Origin of the sequence: Desulfovibrio sp. OH1186_COT-070 (assembly GCF_003860215.1) — a bacterium.
Classification (GTDB): Bacteria; Desulfobacterota; Desulfovibrionia; order Desulfovibrionales; family Desulfovibrionaceae; genus Desulfovibrio.
The window spans coordinates 1-13,898 of the sequence record NZ_RQYH01000004.1 but is presented as its reverse complement, the minus strand read 5'-3'; the positions used below and the strand labels follow the sequence as shown (position 1 = coordinate 13,898).

The window sequence follows — 13,898 nt, the reverse complement described above, 5'->3', positions numbered from 1 at the left end:
CTGTCCGGCTAAGGGCTGAAAACAAACCCATTATGTAAGGATCCGCGATCAATGAATGCTCTACCAGCTTTAGCCGATGGAGTATTCATTTCAAGATCGCCTTCTTGACAGGGAGTCATTGGATATCGGCTGTCGCTTTGTGTGATTTAAAAAGGTGAAGAAAATTTGGCTCTCTCAGGATAAACGCTCTTTGAAGTCCCTGTAGCCGAACTCGCGCAGCAGCCGGAACTGCGGCCCGCGTGAGGCATCTTCTTCGCAGATGCCGATGGACGGCAGCCGCAGACCGTTGAACGTGGTCGTCTTGACCATGCTGTAGATGGCCATGTCCGTAAAGACCAGCCGCTGGCCCACGCGCAACGGCTGCGCAAAGGAATACTCTCCCGCCACATCGCCCGCCAGACAGGACTTGCCCGCCAGACGGCAACTCCATTCCCCTTCGCCGGGCAGCCCCGCTGCAGCCACGCGCCCTTCTTCCCCGTACAGAACGCCGGGGCGGTAGGGCATTTCCAGCACATCAGGCATATGGCAGGGCACGCCGATGTCCAGAATGGCCACAGGCATATCTGCCTGCACCACGTCCAGCACGGTGCAGGTCAGCCAGCCCGCGTGGAGGGCCACGGCCTCCCCCGGCTCCAGATAAATCTGGGCATCGTACCTGTCGCGCCAGGTGGTGAGGCAGCGGCAGAGCAGATCCAGATCATAGTCGGGCCGGGTGATGTGGTGGCCGCCTCCCATATTGATCCACCGGCAGTTCGGCAGCCAGCGCCCGAACTTTTTTTCCACCGCAGCAAGCGTGCGCTCCAGGGCATCAGCATTCTGCTCGCACAGGGTATGGAAATGCAGGCCGGATATGCCTTCCAGAGCGGCCTCGTCCAGATCGCCGCAGCGTATGCCCAGGCGCGACCCCGGCGCGCACGGGTTGTAGATGGCCGTTGCGCCTTCGGAGTGTTCCGGATTGATGCGCAGCCCGCACTGTATTTTCCGGTCAGGACAGCGGCTCCTGTTTTGGGCCTCGACGGCTGGCCGGAACCTCTGCCACTGGGCCACGGAATTGAAAACCAGATGGTCTGCCAGTGTCAGAAGCTCCGCCATTTCGCGCTCGTTCCAGGCCGCGGCAAAGGCGTGCACCTCGCCACCGAACTCCTCGCGGGCCAGGCGCGCTTCGTCCACCGAACTGGCGCAGGCTCCCCACAGGGGCCCCTCTCCCCTGTCTCTGGACAGCAGGGGAAAAGTGGCCCAGGCCGCGTATCCCTTGAGCGCCAGCAATATCCTGGCTCCGGTACTCTCCTGCACCGCGCCGAGCACCGCCGCATTGGCCCGCAGGCGGCCCGCATCCAGCACAAAGCAGGGGGAAGGCACAGGCAGGGGATCAAACAGGAAAGCCGGACAATCCATACGCAACCTCGCGCTAGATCCTGCTGTGGGGCACGTCTTCGCACTGCCACGGCAGGCCGTAGGCGGCAAGGTCCGCCAGGAAGGGATCGGGGTCCATCTGCTCCATGTTCCAGACGCCGGGCTTGCGCCACAGGCCTCCGGCCACCATTTTTGTGCCGACCATGGCAGGCACGCCTGTGGTGTAGGAGATGGCCTGGGAGCCCACCTCGGCGTAGCAGGCCTCATGGTCGCAGATATTGTAGATGTAGACTGTTTTTTCCTCGCCGTTGCGCAGGCCGCGCATCACGTTGCCGATGCAGGTTCTGCCCCTGGTCAGGGGGCCGAGGGATGCAGGATCGGGCAAAAGGCGGGCCAGGAACTGGATGGGCACAATGTCCTGCCCCTGGAATTTTACCGGATCAATGCGGGTCATGCCCACATTGCCCAGCACCTTCAGATGGTTCAGATAATTTTCCGAAAACGTCATCCAGAAGCGCGCACGGCGGAGCCCCTTGAGGTTGCGCACCAGAGATTCCAGTTCTTCATGGTACATGAGAAAGCACTTCCGGGAGCCGATACCGTCCGGAAACGCAAAGTCCATGGACCAGGACAGGGGATCGGTTTCCACCCATTCGCCGTGTTCCCAATAGCGCCCGCGCGCCGTCACCTCGCGGATATTGATTTCAGGATTGAAATTGGTGGCAAAAGGCTGGCCGTGGTCGCCCGCATTGCAGTCGATAATGTCCAGCACGTGCACTTCGTCCAGTTGGTGCTTGAGAACCCAGGCCGCAAACACATTGGTGACGCCGGGATCAAAGCCCGATCCCAGCAAGGCGGTCAGGCCCGCCTCGCGAAAACGGTCTGCATAGGCCCACTGCCATTTGTACTCGAAGCGGGCGGTGTCCGGCGGTTCATAATTGGCCGTGTCCACATAGTGGACGCCGCATTCCAGGCAGGCGTCCATGATGTGCAGATCCTGATAGGGCAAAGCCACATTGCAGACCACATCCGGACGCACCTGCCGGATCAGGGCGCAGAGTTCGGGCACATTGTCCGCGTCCACCTGCGCCACGGCAACCTCCGCCCCCAGGCGGTTCCTGACACTGCGGGCCACATCCTCACAACGGGCAAGGGTGCGGCTGGCCAGGGTAATGCGGCCAAAAGCCCCTTCTCTGGCGGCCGCCTGAACACATTTGTGAACCACCACGCTCCCCACGCCGCCCGCGCCGATAATCAGAATATCCGCCATAGCATCCCTCTTTCCAGACATCATTGCACACATATCCGGGCACAGTGCGCGCCCGCCGCCGGGGCAACCCCGTGCCCGGCCAGCCTCTCACGCCAAAAAGTCTGTTTCTTCCCCGTCCCCAAGGCAACAGGCCGCATCCCCGTCCAGCAGAAGAACATGGGCGTAGCCTCCGTCCCCGCGCGCCCTGCGCGCCAGATCAAGCCCTGTTTTCCGGCAGCGCGGGCAGGCGTGGCGCGGCACAAGCACACAGAGGGAGCGCGCCGTCCGTTCCGACACGGTTTCCGTGCGCCCCAGACCGGAGCAGTCCGGGCACAGCCGCCATGCCTCGATCTGGTTTTCGCGCAGCATGTCCGTATCATAAAAGATACGCTTGCGGCGCACCCACCAGCCGTCCTGCTCCCCGCCTTCCGCAGGCCGGGAAGGCGGATGAAAATACTGCCTACGAACCTGCTCGCACAAGCGGGCGATGTGTTCTCCCGTGGCGCCGCTTTGCCGCGCGGCGTCCGGGCTCCAGTCCGGCTCCCGGATCTCGTCGGTCGGCATGCCCGCCAGCGCAAGACAGATAGCCAGATTGACGTAGGGAAGCGCCCCTCTCACGGAATATCCCCCCTCCAGCACTGCCACATGGGGGTTCAGAGCGCGGGTGAGCGCGGCATAGCCCTGCGCCGAAAGCTTCATGCTGGCCAGAGGGTCGGTGAAATGATTGTCCTGCCCTGCGGAATTGATGACAATGTCCGGCCTGAAGTCTTCCAGCAGCGGCAAAACCGCATGCTCCACGGCGTACAGATAGCCCTCGTCCGATGTGCCCGGCGGCAGGGGAATATTGACGGTGCGCCCCAGCGCCCCCGGACCGCCGCATTCCTCCGGAAAGCCTGTGCCGGGATACAGCGTGCGGCCGTCCTGATGCAGGGAGACAAACAGGGTGTGGGGGTCATTCCAGAAAATATCCTGGGTTCCGTCGCCATGGTGCACGTCCGTATCCACAATGGCGATGCGCAGGGGGCGGCCGTCAGGGTGCGGATAACGGTCACGGATGTATTCTACCATGACGGCTTCGTTGTTGATGTTGCAAAAGCCCCTGTTGCCGTGCACCACGCGCATGGCATGGTGCCCTGGCGGGCGGACAAGGGCAAAGGCGCGGCGCTCGCGCCCTTCCAGCACCAGACGCGCGGCGCGTATGGCCCCGCCCGCAGATGCCCGGTGCGAATCGGTGCACACCGCCTCCACCGACGGCAGGCAGAAATGCACCCGCTCCAAATGGGCGTCGCAGGCAAAAAAAGGGCGGTATTCGGTGATGCCCGGAAGGTCGAACAAGCCTTCCTCAAGGAGTTGGTCCCGCGTATAGAGCAGCCTTTCCTCCCGCTCCGGATGGGTGGCGGAAATGGCCCAGTCAAAAGCAGGAAAAAAAACCACCCCCAGGCGTCCGGACGCTTCTTCGGGCAGGCCGGAATCAGTCGTCCGCATCGGCAAACTCTTCAAAAACATCCGCTCCGTAACGCGCATGGGAGGTCAGCGCGCCAAAGTGCGCCAAACCCGCGGCATAGGCCAGATTGCTTCTGGCCACGGCGGCAAACAGCTCGCCCTCACGGTCGTACACCACAAACAGACCTCCGGGTCCCGTGCGGCAACGCCAGACCACGCAGTGCAAAAGAGCGGGATCTCCCATGCGCCCGGCCACTTCATGCCCTTCCGGCGGGCAGCCCCCTGTTCCGGCGCAGAGCGCGCCCTCTCCGGCGACAAAACGCAGGGACGCGCCCTCCGCTTCAATGGCATACCACTCGCCCATGCTCACCTCCCCATGCGGGCTGACGCCCGCACAGACGCCGCGCCGGGAAGATTCAGTCCAGCCCCCTGCCCCGCAGGTGCAGGCACGTCTCCAGAGCAGACCGGCATTGCAGCACAATGTCTTCCGGCGACTCCGCAGCCTGTACAATGGCAAAGCGGTCCGGTTCTTCCGCAGCCAGGGCCAGATAGCCCGCGCGCACCCGCTCATGAAAATCCAGACTTTCGGCGTCAAAACGCCCTTCCGCAACCACTGTGCCCAGGGCCTTGTTGCGTTCCCCCGCCCGTTCCAAGCCACAGCGCACGGGCACGTCCAGCAACAGGGTCAGATCCGGCTTCAGCCCGCCGGTGGCCATCTGGTCAAGGCTGCGCAGTTGCTCGATGTCCAGCCCCCGCCCGTAGCCCTGATAGGCCAGAGTGGAGTCCGTATACCGGTCACACAGCACCACCTGACCGGCCTCCAGCGCGGGTCTGACAACCTCGGCCAGATGCTGCGCCCTGTCCGCCAGAAAAAGAAAGAGCTCGGCGCGGCTGGACAAGACTCCCGTGCGCGCATCAAGCAAAAGCGAACGCAGGCTGCGCCCCAGTACACTGCCGCCGGGCTCACGCGTGCAGACAGGGTCATGCCCCTGCTCCCGCAAAAATTCGGCCAGATGGCTGATGGCCGTGGACTTGCCCGCGCCCTCTATACCTTCAAAAGTGACAAACATTCTCTTTTCATCGCTTTTTTGCGGGGTTCCGGCGATTTTTTTTCCGGCGTGCGCTCAATCCGGCACAAGGTTCGCCCCAGGCTTGACTGCCACGGGGTCCAGCCCGGTCCGCCGCCCTGCTGCGCAAAAAGCCCCCGGCACTGCGCCAGCTTGGCATCCAGATTGTCGGCATAATGCAGGGTCAGGGCTTCCGCTGTCTGCGGCAGACGGACGGCGCCGTATTCCAGTTCCCCATGATGGCTCAGGATCAGATGCTTCAGATGCATCTGCAGGGCTTCGGACAGCCCGCTGCGCGCCAGAAACGGCTCCAGCATGGCAACGCCCAGCATGATGTGCCCCAACAGGCGGCCTTCGTCAGTATAATCATTGGCCAGACCACCCGAAAATTCGCGGATTTTCCCCATATCGTGAAACAGCGCCCCGGCCAGCAGGGCCTGCCGGTCCAGTTCTTCATACAGGTCGGCCAGACTGCGGCACAGCTTGAACACGCTCAGGGTATGTTCCAGCAGGCCGCCCGCATAGGCGTGGTGGATGCCCTTGGCTGCGGGGCAGATGCGAAAATCCGCGCGCAGCCCTTCATCGGCAAAAAAATCCAGCACCAGCTTGCGCCACGGTCCGTGATGAAATTCCTCCCTGCACAGGGCCAGCAGTTCGTCCAGCATGCCGTCCAGCGGGTAGGGGCTGGACGGCAGAAAGGCCGCTTCGTCCAGTGCTGCCTGCTCCGCAGGGGAGAGAAAGCGCATACGCTCCACTACAAGCTGCACCTGCTCGCGAAAGAGCTCCGCGCGCCCCTCCGCCCAAACCAGGGAGCCGGGAGCGATGTCGGCGAAGTCCGCGCTGAGCGGATGCCATATCTTGGCCTCCACACCGCCGCTGGCGTCCGTCAGGGTCAAACGCCAGTACGGGCCGTTGCGCGCCTTGCCCTGCGCGGCCTGACTGACCGCAAACACCCCCCCCACATCGGATGCGGGAGCAATATCTTTGACGTAACAGCCTTTTTCCATATAGTGTTTCCGTACGGCAGGCTGACGCTGCCCAAGCTTCCCCTTTTCCCCTACATTTCCCTTCTTTCAGGGGTATTGTCAAATGAACATTCTTCTGACCAATGACGACGGCATCAGGGCGCGCGGCCTGCGCGCCCTGTACGCGGCCCTGCGGGAGGCCGGACATCATGTACACGTGGTGGCCCCCATGCGCCAGCAGTCCGGCGTGGGGCATTCCCTGACGGTCTTTGAGCCTGTGCGCACCGTGGAGCTTGAAGAACCGGATTTTTGCGGTACGGGCGTCTACGGCACACCCACCGACTGCGTGAAGCTGGCTCTGGGGAGTCTGTTGCCCTGCAAGCCGGACATGGTAATCTCCGGCATCAACGCCGGAGCCAATGTGGGGCCGGACATTCTCTACTCCGGCACGGTGGCCGCAGCCACCGAAGCGGCCCATGAAGACCTGCCCGGCATTGCCGTTTCCCACGCAAGCCCTGTTCCGCCCGACGATCTTCTGCCGCAGGCGCGCCACCTGATACGTCTGGCCGAGCGCCTGGACTGGTCGCAACTGCAAAAACGCAGGATCATCAATGTCAATTATCCCGCCTGCCCCCTGGAAGAAGCCAAGGGGCTGCGCGTCTGCCCGCAGACCAGCGCCGTATGGGTCAATTCCTACACCCGGCGCGAGGATCCCCGTGGGGCTCCCTACTGGTGGCTGGAAGGCGAAATCCCCCCGCACACCATCGAACACGGTTCGGACAAGGATCTGCTCAACAGGGGGCACATCACCGTCACCCCCCTGCGCTTCGAGTTTACCGACAGGGAGGGTATGGACGTTCTGGGAAGCATGCCCCTGGCATGAGGGGTTATGAGTACGTCCCGTTGTATTCCACCAGCGCGGCACTCTCAAGAAAATCCGCGGAAGCAAAGGGCTTCATGAAGGCAGTGTTTCCTTTTTTGACCCTGACCTCAAGGGTCAGTTCCGTGACCTCGCGCGTGACGCTTCTGTTTTTCAGCGTGTATTTCAGGTTTTGCAGCAGCGCCTCGACACGCTCTTCGCACGGGGAAGCATAGCGCAGAATCAGCAAAAATGTCCGCGCGTCCCTGCGCACTGATCTCATGGCAAGATAGACAAGACCGATGACCGCCGTGCCAAAAATCGCCACCATGTAAAGCCGTGCCCCGGCGGTAAGCCCTGCCGCGATGCTCCAGTACAAAAAGCCCACGTCCAGAGGATCCTTGACAGGAGCGCGAAAACGCACAATGGACAGCGCACCGACCATACCCAATGACAACACGAAGTTTGTGCCGATGGTGATGATGATAAAGGCGGTGATGCCGCTGACAAGCAGGATGAGTACGCCGAAATTCTCGTTGTACACAACGCCGCGGTAAAAAAAGCGGTACAGCAGATAGATGGCAAGCCCGCACCCGAGAGCAACGGCCATGGTCACGGCCAGAGAAAAAAAGGTCAGTGCTTCCTGCTGTGAAAAAAGAAGGAGGATCTTGCGAAGTTCTTCAGTCATACATCACCGACGGCATACCGCCTGTCCTTGAGGTTACGGGACGACAACGGAGGACAGTATCCGTCCTGTCCCGTCCCGCAGATAAAGGGTTTCGCCCTGCGAAGGCCTGAAATTCACCTGCATTTTTTTCAGGGCAGAAACATGGCGCACGCCCTTGCCCACAAAGAGAATCGTCTCACCCGGCCCGAAAACAATGCCCGACAGATCGTATTTGCGCGGCTTGGCAAGCCTGTCGCTCACATATACGTCCTTGACTTCAAGGGATGCATTTGTGGTGTTGCGCAGGGAAAATCCGCAGACATGCCCATGGTCGTAGGCATTTTCAAGCACCAGCGGCGGCGGGCGGTCTTCTGTCACCAGCCGCACCCGCACATGCCCCGCGAGCGCATCGCCGGAGGAAATTGTGATGCGGTCTCCTGTCCTGATCTGCCCGTTCACCTCCCAGTGGCGCACGGCCTTGTGCGGCGGCAGAGCGGGGGTCACCGTAACGGAATTTTCCACAAAGTACCAGCCTTCGGGGTTGGGGCGATCAATGGTGTTCAGCCGGGCCGGGCCTTCCACTGTTACACAATACAAATCCGTATAACCGAAAAGGTGACGCAGTTCGTTCAGGGCATGTTCCGGACGCTGCCTGAAAAAGGCGAGGATGGTTTCGCGGCCCCTGTCGATGGTCTGCTGCAGGCCGGGCGGGCTGTACTGCCCGTGCTGCGCCGCGTAGCGAATTTCGTCAAGGCTCACGGCATCCAGATCTCCCATGACCCGCCGCACATTCTCTTCCGTATAGTGGACAAAAGCCATGTCGCACATGTTGTTGGCAAACTGCGCCGCCAGTTCGGGGCGCTCCAACAGAGAGGAAAACAGGGGACTTTCTCCCCGCGCCCAGCCCAAAGTAGGAAGGGCCGGGGACCTGGACCCGCTCCAAGAGCTCAGAGCCGTGACATCAAGGTCGTACAGCACATAGCGCCAGCGCCCGTCCAGTTCGGGCGTCTTACCGCCCTCCTGCCCCGTGTAGCGCCACACCCTGACGTTCAGATTGTCCCCGGGCCAGTCCCGGTTTTCGATATAGCACTGGATGGCGTAGTACAAAAGCAGATTGTCCACATCAACCTGCTCCTGTATGGCGCGGTACAGATCCTCGTTCATGCGCTCCTGCCCGCAGCGGCTAACTAGATCGGCAAATTTACGTATGCTGCGCCAGTGCAGCAATTCCGGATACTTGGGTGAGGAGCGCAACATCCTGACCCCGCCGTTCAGCACGACAAAGTCCTTCCTCGGTCTGGCAAAAAAACTTTCCAGCAGACCATCGTCCAGCCGGGTGCTCAGCCAGGCGTGACCATAATACGTGCCGTTGAGATACACGGCGGCCGAATGCATCGGAGTTGTCCAGGCGTAGCCAGCCTGGGCCGCGATGTGCGTCAGCAGCGGCGTACGGATCTGTGCATCTTCAAGATCCTGCCCGCCGCTGCTCAACACCAGGTTGTCATAAGCCAGTACAGGAAATCTGGCATCTTCGCGGGCCAGTTCAGGAAAAAAAGGATACTTGAACTTGCCCGCACCCGGCTCATACGCCTTGCGGGCAATGAACCGCAGGGATTTCTGCGCAAAATGCCGCGACACTGCACCTATAACACGCATTCCGGCTTTTTGCGCGAGCAGGCGGCTGCCATCAGGATGAAAAATCTCCACGTCCACAGCCCGTTCCCAGTCCCGGCCACGGCCCTTGTAGTTGGCGTTGTGGGCATGCTCTTCCTTTTCGGGGAAACGCCGTACGGACTCCTCCCGTAATTTTCCGGGCACAAGAATGCCCGCGTCATGCCCGTAGAGATCTTCCTTTTCTGCAGACAGGGAAAACACATAGGGCCCGTGGGGCAACCGGCTGCCGAAGCCGAAAAAATAGCTGTGCGTGGACACCGCGCTTTCCCGGCCGTCAATGACGGCAACAGCCTTGACAACGATACAGGTTCGGCCCTTGCCGGGCGACAGAGAAAAGGGGCCTGTATAGGCCATGCTGTTTCTGGTGGGGCGCGAGCCGTCCAGAGTGTAGTGGATTTGTGCGCCGGGCACGGCACAGATAATTTCCACCGGCACGGATTCAACCAGAAAATGCGCGGACGGCCTGAAGTGAGGCCTTTCCATGCTTTTCTTTTCCTGCCGGATGGTATAGCCAAGAATTTCGCGCGAGCGCGCGTCTTCAGCGCTCGCTCCGCCGGAAAAGTCGGGGGGGAGGAGCAGAGAAGCCGCAGCGCAGACCAGTGCTCCGGCCAAAAATAAACATATGGTAAATGTTCGCATATGGGAGGGCTTCGGGAACGGCAGCAAATCCGGGACAGGATCGCCCATGGCTTCGTATTTGTATAGCCTCCCATAGCCTCCGTCAACCGTACCCACACCTTGCAGCAGAAGAACAAGGCTTCGCGGGCGACATTCCAGGATCGGAACCATGCGCCGGAAACAATTCAGGCATGAGCACAAATACTATCTGACACCGGGAAATGCAGACATCCTGCGCCGCCGCGTCCACAGCCTGCTGTGCCGCGACAGACATTCAAACGGGGCATACCGCATCAGCAGCCTGTATTTTGACGACATGTACGACACCTGCCTGCACGAAAAGCAGAGCGGCGTCTTTGTACGCGATAAATGGCGTATGCGCTGGTACAATGACAGCCTTGACCCCGTACACCTGGAGCGCAAACACAAAGAGGGAGAACTGGGACACAAGCAGCATGACCGCGTTTCACAGGAGCAGTATCACAGGCTATGCGCAGGCGATATGAGCGTGGCCGCCGGGCAGGCCGGCGCGGTGTGGGAGGCTTTTTACCAACTGCACTGCCTGCGCCGTCTGCGCCCGGTTGTTACCGTGATCTACGAGCGTGAAGCTTTCAGCTATGCCCCCGGAAATGTGCGTGTCACTTTTGATTCTGGACTGCGGGCGGCCGTACCCGGCTCCGCCGTATCTCTGCCTGTCTGCGATGGCCTGACCATTCTGGAACTGAAGTATGACAGTTTCCTGCCCTCGGTAGTGGGGAGTCTGCTTTCGGGTTTGCAGTTTACCCAGTTGGCGCTCTCCAAGTACGTTATGGCCCGGCACGCCCTGATGGATTGCGGTTTTGCATAGGCTGCCGCAGACTGCTGCCGCCCGTTTCTCCGGATCCGCGTTACAGCCATTCCCCTTTGCCCGGATTTGCGCTACAATCTCTTCATGCCCGCGGCTTGCGGCCGCGCGCTTCTTCACGTCTGACCCCAGGGGGAAAACATGCCTCTCACCAGTCCCAAAGAAATGTTCGCCGCCGCGTACGCCGGTGGGTACGCCATCGGCGCCTTCAACGTCAACAACATGGAAATCATCCAGGGCATCATGGGCGCGGCTTCGAAAGAAAAATCTCCTGTCATCCTGCAAGTTTCCGCGGGAGCACGCAAATATGCCGGGCAGGTGTACATCATGAAGCTGGTGGAGGCCGCTCTGGCGCTGGATCCGTCCGTCCCCGTGGTGGTGCACCTTGACCACGGCCCCAGCTTTGAAATGTGTCGGGACTGTATTGACGGAGGCTTCACCTCGGTCATGATCGACGGTTCCCACCTGCCCTACGAGGAAAACATTGCCCTCACCAAACAGGTGGTGGACTATGCCCACCAGCGCAACGTCTGGGTGGAGGCCGAACTGGGCAAGCTGGCCGGAGTGGAAGAACATGTGAGCTCCGCCGAGCATGTGTACACCGACCCTGATCAGGCTGTGGATTTTGTTGCCCGGACGGGCTGCGACTCTCTGGCTGTGGCCATCGGCACCAGCCACGGCGCATACAAATTCAAGGGCGAGGCCAAGCTGGATTTTGAGCGCCTGCAGGCCATCAATGCCAAACTTCCGGGCTATCCCCTTGTGCTCCACGGCGCGTCCTCGGTGCCGCAGGAATTTGTGCAGCTCTGCAACGAGTACGGCGGCCAGGTGGGCGGCGCCAGAGGAGTGCCCGAAGAAATGTTGCGCAAATCCGCAGGCATGGGCGTGTGCAAAATCAATGTGGATACCGACATACGCCTGGCGCTCACGGCCACTGTCCGGCAGTGCTTTGCCGAACACCCCGAACAGTTTGACCCCCGATCCTATCTGTCTCCCGCCCGCGAGGCTGTCAAGAAGATGGTCGCCCACAAGATCCGTCATGTCATGGGTTCCGCAGGCAAGGCCTGAGCGCGGCAAGCAACTTTACAAGACCAGAGGAGATCTTTATGCCCGTCACACTGGGGATGAACGGTTTCGGCCGTATCGGACGCTATCTTCTGCGGATCATGGCCGACGATCAGGACGTACGCCTCGCCGCCATCAATGCCCGCGCGGACAATGCCGCTCTGGCCTATCTCTTCAAATACGATTCTGTCTACGGCCCGTTCGCAGGCACGGTGGACCATGACGAAAACGGCATCATTGTCAACGGCCGCCATATCGCCGTTACCCGCTGCAAACCCGGAGAGTGGGAGTGGAAGCGCCTGGGCGTGCAACTGGTTGTGGAATCGACAGGCACCATCAAGGACCGGGAAGGACTTGCCGGGCATCTGGACTGCGGGGCAAAAAAGGTCATCATTTCCGCGCCAGCCAAGGGTGTGGACGCCATGATCGTCATGGGCGTGAACCATGACGTCTATGACGGCGCCCGGCACAACATCCTTTCCGCAGCCTCCTGTACCACCAACTGCCTTGCGCCGGCGGCCATGGTGCTGCACAAAAACTTCGGCCTCCGCCACGGGCTCATGACCACCATCCATTCCTATACCATGAGCCAGCGCATTCTGGACGGCTCGCACAAAGACTGGCGACGCGGTCGGGCCGCGGCCGTGTCCATGGTGCCCTCCAGCACAGGAGCCGCCAAGGCTGTGGGGCAGGTCATCCCCGCTCTGGAAGGCAAGCTCAACGGCATGTCTGTGCGCATACCCACCGCCAGTTGCTCCCTGGTGGATCTGACCTGTGAAGTGGAAAAATCCTGTGACGCCGATGCCGTCAATGCCGCGCTCAAAGCCGCCAGCCAGGGGGCCTTGCGCGAAAACATGGGTTTTTCCGAAGAGCCTCTGGTTTCCATCGACTACCGTGGCAGCACCCACGGCGGTGTGGTGGATGCCCTGTCCACGCAGGTCATGGACAAAACCATGGTCAAGCTGCTCATCTGGTACGACAACGAATCCGGCTTCACCCATCAGCTCTGCCGCCTGATACGCCTGACCGCCCGCGACTGCTGATTCCCCTCCTTATATATACCATGCGCCAGAACCCGCCGCCAGGCGGGTTCTGACGCAGCGGCAAAAATTTCCCCCTTGCATTCCGGGCGCTGGCCCAATGCTGAAAAAATTTCCCTCAAGCTCTAAATTTTTTTTCTCTGCCCCCGATAAGGTGAGCAAAGGCGGTAGCACGCAAGGACGCGTCGGCATTTCGCGCCGCCTGTGACATACAGCATTCATGGAGGAATGCCATGTATATCAATAACAACCAGATGGCGACCAATGTCGGCAACACCCTGACCAGCCACTACAACAACCTCAGGACGTCGACCCAGCGTCTTTCCACGGGCCTGCGCGTCAACTCCGCGGCTGACGACGCCGCCGGCCTCGCCATCCGCGAACTGATGCGCACAGACATTGCGGCCCTGCAGCAGGGCGTGCGCAACGCCAACGACGCCATTTCCCTCATCCAGACCGCTGACGGCGCGCTGGCCGTTATCGACGAAAAGCTCACGCGCATGAAGGAACTGGCCGAACAGGCAGCCACCGGTACCTACGACTCCACCCAGCGCCTGATGATCGAATCTGAATATCAGGCCATGGCGTCGGAAATCACCCGTATCGCCAATGCCACGGACTTCAACGGCATCTACCTGCTCAACGGCAACCTGTCCGGCGACTCGCACGACGGCTCGGGCCTGTCCTCCACCGGCAAGCTCAAGGTGCACTTCGGCTCCATGAACGACTCGGCAGAAGACTATTACTACATCCAGATCGGCACGAGCACGGCCTCGGCCCTGGGCGTGGGCAACGAAGCCGCTGCCGGTGCCATGGCCTATACGGTTTCCACCCAGCAGGCCGCGCAGAGCGCGCTGGTAGGCCTGAACGAAGCCGTGATCTCCAAGGACAAGATCCGCGCCCACCTCGGCGCGCTGCAAAACAGGCTGGAAAACACCATCTCCAACCTGACCACTCAGGCGGAAAACCTGCAAGCCGCCGAATCCCGCATTTCCGACGTGGACGTGGCCACGGAAATGACGCGCTTCGTGCGCAACCAGATCCTCACCCAGTC

At 60.9% G+C, this 13,898-nt stretch carries 13 protein-coding genes; 5 read left to right on the top strand and 8 right to left on the bottom strand.

Going from position 1 to position 13,898, the window contains the following annotated elements; all coding sequences use genetic code 11:
* Window positions 1-174: 174 nt before the first annotated feature.
* The 6 genes from nspC to EII23_RS02070 all read right to left on the bottom strand — a co-directional run bounded on the left by nspC (window position 175) and on the right by EII23_RS02070 (window position 6,119).
* A complete protein-coding gene (gene nspC, locus EII23_RS02095) occupies window positions 175-1,395 on the bottom strand; it encodes a carboxynorspermidine decarboxylase (protein WP_124791644.1) in 1,221 nt (406 codons plus the stop codon).
* A 13-nt stretch (window positions 1,396-1,408) separates the two neighbouring features.
* A complete protein-coding gene (locus EII23_RS02090) occupies window positions 1,409-2,623 on the bottom strand; it encodes a saccharopine dehydrogenase family protein (RefSeq protein ID WP_124791642.1) in 1,215 nt (404 codons plus the stop codon).
* Window positions 2,624-2,710: 87 nt separating this feature from the next.
* On the bottom strand, window positions 2,711-4,087 hold the full coding sequence (locus EII23_RS02085) for a histone deacetylase (protein ID WP_124791640.1): 1,377 nt from the start codon (window positions 4,085-4,087) through the stop codon (window positions 2,711-2,713).
* The gene (locus tag EII23_RS02080; RefSeq protein ID WP_124791638.1) at window positions 4,074-4,409 is read right to left on the bottom strand and encodes a hypothetical protein; all 336 of its coding nucleotides are present in this window, start codon (window positions 4,407-4,409) and stop codon (window positions 4,074-4,076) included. Before EII23_RS02080 ends, EII23_RS02085 begins: the two co-directional genes overlap by 14 nt.
* Before the next feature lie 52 nt (window positions 4,410-4,461).
* Window positions 4,462-5,115 (bottom strand): dTMP kinase, encoded by a 654-nt coding sequence (gene tmk / locus EII23_RS02075; protein ID WP_124791636.1) that lies wholly within the window; start codon window positions 5,113-5,115, stop codon window positions 4,462-4,464.
* Window positions 5,091-6,119, bottom strand: a complete 1,029-nt coding sequence (locus EII23_RS02070) for a 3'-5' exoribonuclease YhaM family protein (RefSeq protein ID WP_124791634.1) — start codon at window positions 6,117-6,119, stop codon at window positions 5,091-5,093. The genes tmk and EII23_RS02070 overlap by 25 nt, the downstream gene beginning before the upstream one ends.
* A gap of 82 nt (window positions 6,120-6,201) precedes the next feature.
* Here EII23_RS02070 and surE point away from each other — a divergent pair, with 82 nt between their 5' ends.
* Window positions 6,202-6,960 (top strand): 5'/3'-nucleotidase SurE, encoded by a 759-nt coding sequence (gene surE / locus EII23_RS02065; protein WP_124791632.1) that lies wholly within the window; start codon window positions 6,202-6,204, stop codon window positions 6,958-6,960.
* Window positions 6,961-6,964: 4 nt separating this feature from the next.
* Here the strand turns inward: surE and EII23_RS02060 are convergent, their stop codons facing one another.
* The gene (locus EII23_RS02060) at window positions 6,965-7,624 is read right to left on the bottom strand and encodes a DUF4956 domain-containing protein (RefSeq protein WP_124791630.1); all 660 of its coding nucleotides are present in this window, start codon (window positions 7,622-7,624) and stop codon (window positions 6,965-6,967) included.
* A 33-nt stretch (window positions 7,625-7,657) separates the two neighbouring features.
* The gene (locus EII23_RS02055) at window positions 7,658-9,889 is read right to left on the bottom strand and encodes a CotH kinase family protein (RefSeq protein WP_185702273.1); all 2,232 of its coding nucleotides are present in this window, start codon (window positions 9,887-9,889) and stop codon (window positions 7,658-7,660) included.
* A gap of 175 nt (window positions 9,890-10,064) precedes the next feature.
* On the opposite strand from EII23_RS02055, the gene EII23_RS02050 reads away from it, so the two are divergent.
* From EII23_RS02050 to EII23_RS02035, 4 genes are all read left to right on the top strand, one after another.
* Window positions 10,065-10,742 (top strand): polyphosphate polymerase domain-containing protein, encoded by a 678-nt coding sequence (locus tag EII23_RS02050; RefSeq protein WP_124791626.1) that lies wholly within the window; start codon window positions 10,065-10,067, stop codon window positions 10,740-10,742.
* 138 nt (window positions 10,743-10,880) lie between these two features.
* Window positions 10,881-11,807: a class II fructose-1,6-bisphosphate aldolase gene (gene fba / locus EII23_RS02045; RefSeq protein WP_124791624.1), complete on the top strand. Its 927-nt coding sequence runs from the start codon at window positions 10,881-10,883 to the stop codon at window positions 11,805-11,807.
* Window positions 11,808-11,845: 38 nt separating this feature from the next.
* The gene (gap, locus tag EII23_RS02040) at window positions 11,846-12,847 is read left to right on the top strand and encodes a type I glyceraldehyde-3-phosphate dehydrogenase (RefSeq protein WP_124791622.1); all 1,002 of its coding nucleotides are present in this window, start codon (window positions 11,846-11,848) and stop codon (window positions 12,845-12,847) included.
* A 230-nt stretch (window positions 12,848-13,077) separates the two neighbouring features.
* Window positions 13,078-13,898 (top strand): flagellin (locus EII23_RS02035; protein WP_124791620.1); only part of this gene is annotated, 821 nt, incomplete at its 3' end.